4 protein-coding genes are annotated in these 6,427 nt (G+C 36.8%); 3 read left to right on the top strand and 1 reads right to left on the bottom strand.

Annotated features, from left to right (window positions below):
- Both D6734_08505 and D6734_08510 read left to right on the top strand, forming a co-directional pair.
- On the top strand, positions 1-1,563 hold a 1,563-nt coding region (locus D6734_08505; protein ID RMF94112.1), incomplete at its 5' end, for a PAS domain S-box protein.
- 35 nt (positions 1,564-1,598) lie between these two features.
- Positions 1,599-2,987, top strand: a complete 1,389-nt coding sequence (locus tag D6734_08510) for a sigma-54-dependent Fis family transcriptional regulator (protein RMF94113.1) — start codon at positions 1,599-1,601, stop codon at positions 2,985-2,987.
- A gap of 81 nt (positions 2,988-3,068) precedes the next feature.
- Here D6734_08510 and acs read toward each other — a convergent pair whose 3' ends face one another.
- Entirely contained in the window at positions 3,069-5,012 is a 1,944-nt protein-coding gene (acs, locus tag D6734_08515; GenBank protein RMF94114.1) for an acetate--CoA ligase, read from the bottom strand.
- A 257-nt stretch (positions 5,013-5,269) separates the two neighbouring features.
- On the opposite strand from acs, the gene sppA reads away from it, so the two are divergent.
- Positions 5,270-6,307: a signal peptide peptidase SppA gene (gene sppA / locus D6734_08520; GenBank protein ID RMF94115.1), complete on the top strand. Its 1,038-nt coding sequence runs from the start codon at positions 5,270-5,272 to the stop codon at positions 6,305-6,307.
- Positions 6,308-6,427: the final 120 nt, after the last annotated feature.

The following is a 6,427-nucleotide window of genomic DNA, read 5'->3' on the forward strand; positions in this document are numbered from 1 at the left end:
CCCTTACTATCAGTTTTATATATCCTTATAATTTTTACTTACCTTTTAACCATCATTTATTCAATTCTTCTCAACCGCATAAAAAATGTCGTTGCCTTCGCTTATATCCAAATAATCGGCGATTTAATTTTTGATACTGTCTTAGTTTATCTTACGCGGGGAATTGAAAGCCCTTTTATCTTTCTATACTCGCTAACAATAATAATGGCAGGAATCGTTCTCTTTAGGATGGGAAGTTTTGTAGCGGCTTCTTTATCTTCACTTCTCTTTGTTTCGATGTGTATCTTTCAGATTAACAAAATCAAGCTTCTTCCAATCCCTGATTACTATGTAAATCCTATTACACCTTACTCCTTTTGGGAGTTGTTTCTAAAAATTTTCTTATCTATTGCCGCATTTTATTTAGTGGCATTCTTTGCTGGAGTACTGCTTGAAAACCTAAAAAAAACCCATCAAGAATTAGAGGAAAAGGAAGGGACATTAAAAAAACTAGAAAGACTCAATGAAAATATTCTTCAAAGTCTAAGCAATGGTATAATTACAACTGATCTAAACGGAAAAATAATTTCATTCAATGCTGCAGCAGAAAAAATCTTTGGAATTGACAGCTATGCGGCAATAGGCAAACATTGGAACGAAATTCTTCCTACTATACCCTACATAGAATCTTTGAAAAGACTTTCTCATTCATCGTCAGGCATAATTTCAGAGGAAATAGAATTGCTAATAAATGGAGCAAAAAAGAATATATCTTTTTCCCTTTTTCCTTTAAAAGATGAAGATGGAAATAATACAGGTATGATTGGAAATTTTGAAGACATTACTGAAGTCAAAAGGATGGAAGAAAGTTTGAAGAGGGCTGACCGTCTTGCGGCAATAGGCGAAGTTGCTGCAGGAATGGCTCATGAAATTAGGAATCCATTGGCATCAATCAGCGGCTCAATACAAATGCTGAAGGATACAATCAAAACCGATGGAAAAAACAAAAAGTTGATGGACATCAGTATCAAGGAATCTGAAAGGCTTGACCATATAATAAACAATTTTCTTCAATATGCCCGTCCCGGCCAGCCTAAATTTGAAAAATGCGACGCAGCAAAGATCATTGAAGATGTTATCACTCTTGTCAAAAACAGCCCAAAATTTACTAATAAAAAAATAAATTTCAATTTTAAACAAAATAATGAAAAGATTTTTATAAATGCTGATAGCAAACAGCTCGAGCAGGTGTTGTGGAATCTTTCGATCAATTCAATCGAAGCTATAGAAAAAGAAGGGAATGTCGAAATTTCACTATCGAAAGATGAAAACAATACCAATTCTCATTCATTAGGGAAAAATCGTTCTTTTGCCAAAATAACTTTCTCTGATGATGGGGAAGGCATTAAAAAAGAGGATATGGGAAAAATCTTTTCGCCCTTCTATACAACAAAGGAAGGCGGTACAGGACTTGGCTTGGCAATCGTTTATCGTATAATAGAAGAACATTTTGGTAGAATTGAAATAGATGAAACCAATGAAAAAGGAACAAAGTTTTTTATTTATCTTCCAATAGCAGAATAATTTTTTAAAATCATAAGAAAGAAAAGGGATAAGAAATGCCAAGAATTATGGTCGTCGATGACGAAAAAAATCTTCTCGAATTTATGGAGATTATGCTCGAGCAGGAAGGATTCAATGTAACGACATGTCAAAATGGAGAAAAAGCGCTAAAAATTTTAAAAGAGGAACTATTCGATATAGTAATAACCGATATCAAAATGCCTCGTATCAGCGGAATAGACATTTTAAAATATATAAAAAATACTTCCCCTGATACAGATGTAATAATGATTACCGCTTATGCTTCCCATGAAACAGCAGTAGAAGCAATGAAAGCAGGTGCTTACGACTACATTAGCAAACCATTCAATAACGAACAAATCAAGCTTGTAATAAGAAAAGCACTCGAAAAACATACCCTCAAAAAAGAAAATGTGCGCTTAAGGCGCCGTTTCGAACGAGAAGAAAGTTCAAGAAATAAAATCATAGGCAATTCCAAGGAAATAAAAAATGTTCTTGAATTGATAAAAAAGGTTTCAAAGACTAACAGCACAGTTTTAATCTATGGAGAAAGCGGTACAGGCAAAGAACTTGTAGCAAGAGCAATTCATGAAAATAGCCAACGAGCCAACCAACCTTTTGAGTCAATAAATTGTGGGGCTTTAACGGAAACACTTCTTGAAAGCGAGCTTTTTGGACATGAAAAGGGCGCCTTTACAGATGCTATAAGAACTCAACAAGGGCTTTTTGAAATTGCTGACGGAGGCACTCTTTTTCTCGATGAAATAGGAGAAACATCACAATCAACGCAAGTAAAACTTTTAAGAGTCTTGCAGGAAATGGAAATTAAACGAGTTGGCGGCAACAAAAGAATTAAGGTCGATGTAAGAATTGTTTCAGCAACAAATAAAGATTTGAAGAAATTGGTCCAAGAAGGAAAATTTAGAGAAGACCTTTTCTATAGAGTGAATGTTTTTCCAATAACAGTCCCTCCCCTGCGCAAAAGACTCGATGACATTCCAGATTTAGTTGAATATTTCATCAAGAAATGTTCGAAAGAAAATGGACGGAAAGCACCCAACCTACATCCTGATACTCTATCCCTTATGAAACAATATTCTTGGCCCGGCAATATTCGGGAGCTTGAAAATGTCATCGAAAGGCTTTTAATCCTTTGTCCGGACAATGAAATTACTCCTAACTATCTGCCTGAAGAAATAAAGAATCCAAATTTGAGCAAAAATATTTATGAAGTGTCGGAACTTCAACTTCCTGAAATAAACCCGCAAGGTATAAATTTGGAAGAGATTATGATGAATATAGAGAAAAGATATCTTCTCAAAGCCCTTGAAAATACGGGAGGGAAAAAAACCAAAGCTGCTGAACTTTTGAATTTAAGTTTTCGCTCTTTCAGGTATCTTCTCAACAAATACAATATAAATTAGAATTTTATTTCCTTTAGCAGTAAATAAAAAGGGAAGCTCTAAATAAAGAACTTCCCATAAATAGAAATTTTTCTTTTGAATTTATTCTTCCTCATACTGTTGTTTGAGTTTTTCTATAACAGTAGGGTCTGCCAATGTTGTCACATCGCCTAATGCTCTTCTTTCAGCAATATCGCGAAGAAGTCTTCTCATTATCTTTCCACTTCTTGTCTTTGGAAGCTCATGAGTAAAAAACACATCTTCCGGCCTTGCCATTGCGCCTATCTTTTTCGCCACATGCTCCTTTAATTCCTTCTCCATTTCTTGTGTGGCTTCAAAACCTTCCCTTAAAGTCACAAAAGCGGCAACGGCCTGTCCCTTCACTTCATGGGTTTTCCCGATAACTGCTGATTCTGCAACTGCCTTATGGTCAACAAGTGCGCTTTCTATCTCCATAGTGCTCAAACGGTGTCCAGAAACATTGATTACATCATCCACTCTTCCCATAACCCAAAAATAGCCGTCTTTGTCTTTCTTTGCACCATCGCCTGTAAAATAGATGTTTTCATACTTTGACCAATACTGCTGTTTGAATCTTTCGGGGTCTTTGTAAATTGTCCTAAGCATAGCGGGCCACGGCTTTGTAAGGACCAAAAATCCACCTGCATCAGGAGGCACTTCATTTCCGTTATCATCGAGAACTTTTGCTTCAATTCCAGGGAAAGGTTTCGTAGCTGAACCGGGTTTTGTCTTTACAATTCCCGGAAGAGGAGAAATCAAAATCATACCGGTTTCTGTCTGCCACCAAGTATCAACGATAGGGCATCTCTCATTGCCAATGTTTTTGTGATACCAAATCCATGCTTCAGGATTTATTGGTTCTCCCACAGTGCCTAAGAGGCGCAGGGATGAAAGGTCTCTTTTCTTAGGCCATTCCTCTCCCCACTTCATAAATGTTCTTATCGCTGTTGGCGCGGTATATAGGATATTTACATTGTATTTTTCTACTATTTCCCAAAATCGATCCTTTTCAGGATAATCAGGAGAGCCTTCATACATAACCGATGTAGCGCCATTTGAAAGAATGCCATAAACAATATAGCTATGTCCTGTTACCCAACCGATATCCGCCGTGCACCAGTATGTATCCTCTTCTTTCAAATCAAATATGAGTTTTGATGTAAGCGTAGTCCCAACAAGATAACCGCCTGTTGTATGGACAATTCCCTTCGGCTTTCCAGTGGTGCCGCTTGTATAAAGGATATAAAGCATATCCTCACTATCCATCTCTTCAGCCGGGCATTCTGGTTTTGCTTCGTCCATCAGGTCAATCCACCAATGGTCTCTTCCATCTTTCATATGGATTCTAGCCTCATCTCCTACCCTCTTCACAACGATTACATTTTCAACGAAAGGACATTTTTCAAGCGCTTCATCAACATTTCTTTTAAGGGGAATGACGCTGCCCCTCCTATAGCCTCCGTCGGCTGTGATAACTATTTTCGATTCGGAATCTGTGATTCTTTCCACAAGAGAGTCTGCGCTGAATCCTCCAAAGACAACACTATGCGGAGCGCCTATTCTGCAACATGCAAGCATCGCAATGGGAAGTTCGGGAATCATAGGCATATAAATTGTTACTCTATCCCCTTTTTTTACGCCAAACTGCTTTAACACATTTGCAAATTTGCATACTTCTCTGTAAAGGTCCCAATAGGTATAGACCTTTTCATCTCCGGGTTCTCCCTCCCAAATTATAGCCGCTTTGTTCTTGCGGTGGGTTTTTATATGCCTGTCAAGACAGTTGTAAGAAACATTGAGCTTTCCGCCTACAAACCACTTTGCAAAAGGTGGATTCCATTCGAGAACCTTATCCCATTTTTTAAACCAGTCGATATTTTCTGCCGCTTTTGCCCAAAAATCTTCGATATTCTTCCCTTCTTCATATATCTTTTCATCCTTCACATTGGCATTTTTTACAAAATCCTCAGGTGGTGCAAAAAGGCGCTGTTCATCAAGTAGTGCCTCAATCGGCTTGTTTCCCATGCTACTCCCCCTTTGTTTTAAGTTAAATGTTAAATTTAAATAACCAATTGATATAAAATCAAAAAAATCTTCAATATTTAATGAAAAATAAACTAACTTAGAGCTTTTTTTTAGTCAAATAAAAATTTGAGTATCACCTTCCCTTACAAAATGGTTAGACAAAGCACAAGTGCCCTTTTCTTATTGGAACACAAAAATTGACATAACTTTGAGAGCTGATAAGGTTTTTCACTTCTTTTTTATCAGTTGACATTAATATGAATTTGACTGTAAATTTGTATTATTCATCTTTATCAAGGATTATCGAAATGACAAAAGAGCGAATTTTTTCAATCATTATCATTGTTGTATCTATTTTTTCAGTCATTGCAGGAATAATTCTTCTTTCGAGAAAAGTTCCCGAAAAAACAACTTTTGAAACATCAGCATTAAAATCAGTCTTTCCAATCAAAAAGGATTCCATTGCTGTAGTCAATATCTACGGAGAAATAAGCTTTTCTCCTGTTTCACTCCCTTTAAGTATGATGAGAGGCGCCGATGCAATAGTTGACCAGATTGACCGATTTTCAAAAGATTCTCGAGTCAAAGCCATAATTTTGCGCATTAACAGTCCGGGAGGCACAGTTGGCGCAACTCAGGAAATTTTTGATGCAGTAATAAGAGCAAAACAAAAGGGAATTAAAGTAGTTGCTTCTTTAGGGGATATTGCTGCCTCCGGCGGATACTACATTGCCTGTGCCTGTGACCGTATCATATCAAACAAGGGAACAATAACAGGAAGCATTGGAGTCTTGATTACATCGCCAAATCTCAACAGCTTATTTAAAAAATACGGCATAAAATATAATGTAATAAAGAGCGGTGCTTATAAGGACACCCTTGCATTTTGGAGAGATTTGACCGATGAAGAACGAAAACTTTTGCAAAACACAGTTGACAATGTTTATGAACAATTTCTCTTTGCTGTTGCCGGTGGACGAAACATAGAAGTTTCAAAACTTCGCAAAATTGCTGACGGAAGAATATTCAGCGGACAAGAGGCAATGGAAGCTGGACTCGTCGATGAGTTAGGCGGATTCGACAAAGCGGTAAAGGTTGCCGCAGAACTTGCAGGAATAAAGGGAGAACCAAATCTGATTAGAAATGTTTCAATTCCTCTTGAAAGATTATTTGAATTCTTTGAAAAAGATTCAGGCAATAGGTTTAATAGATATTTGAGCTCTCTGCCTACTCCGGTAAAATATCTTTATTCTGGAAATTTTGATATCGACAACAACTTGATTACATTGCGTTAAAAAAACGGGCTTTTAATCGTGGAAATACTATATTCATTCTTGTTTCATCCATCAGAAGCAGTCACAAGAATAACGGAGAAAAAAGGGAATAATTTATTTCTACTACTTTTAGTTTTCTTA

The organism is Candidatus Schekmanbacteria bacterium, assembly GCA_003695725.1.
Classification (GTDB): domain Bacteria; phylum Schekmanbacteria; class GWA2-38-11; order GWA2-38-11; family J061; genus J061.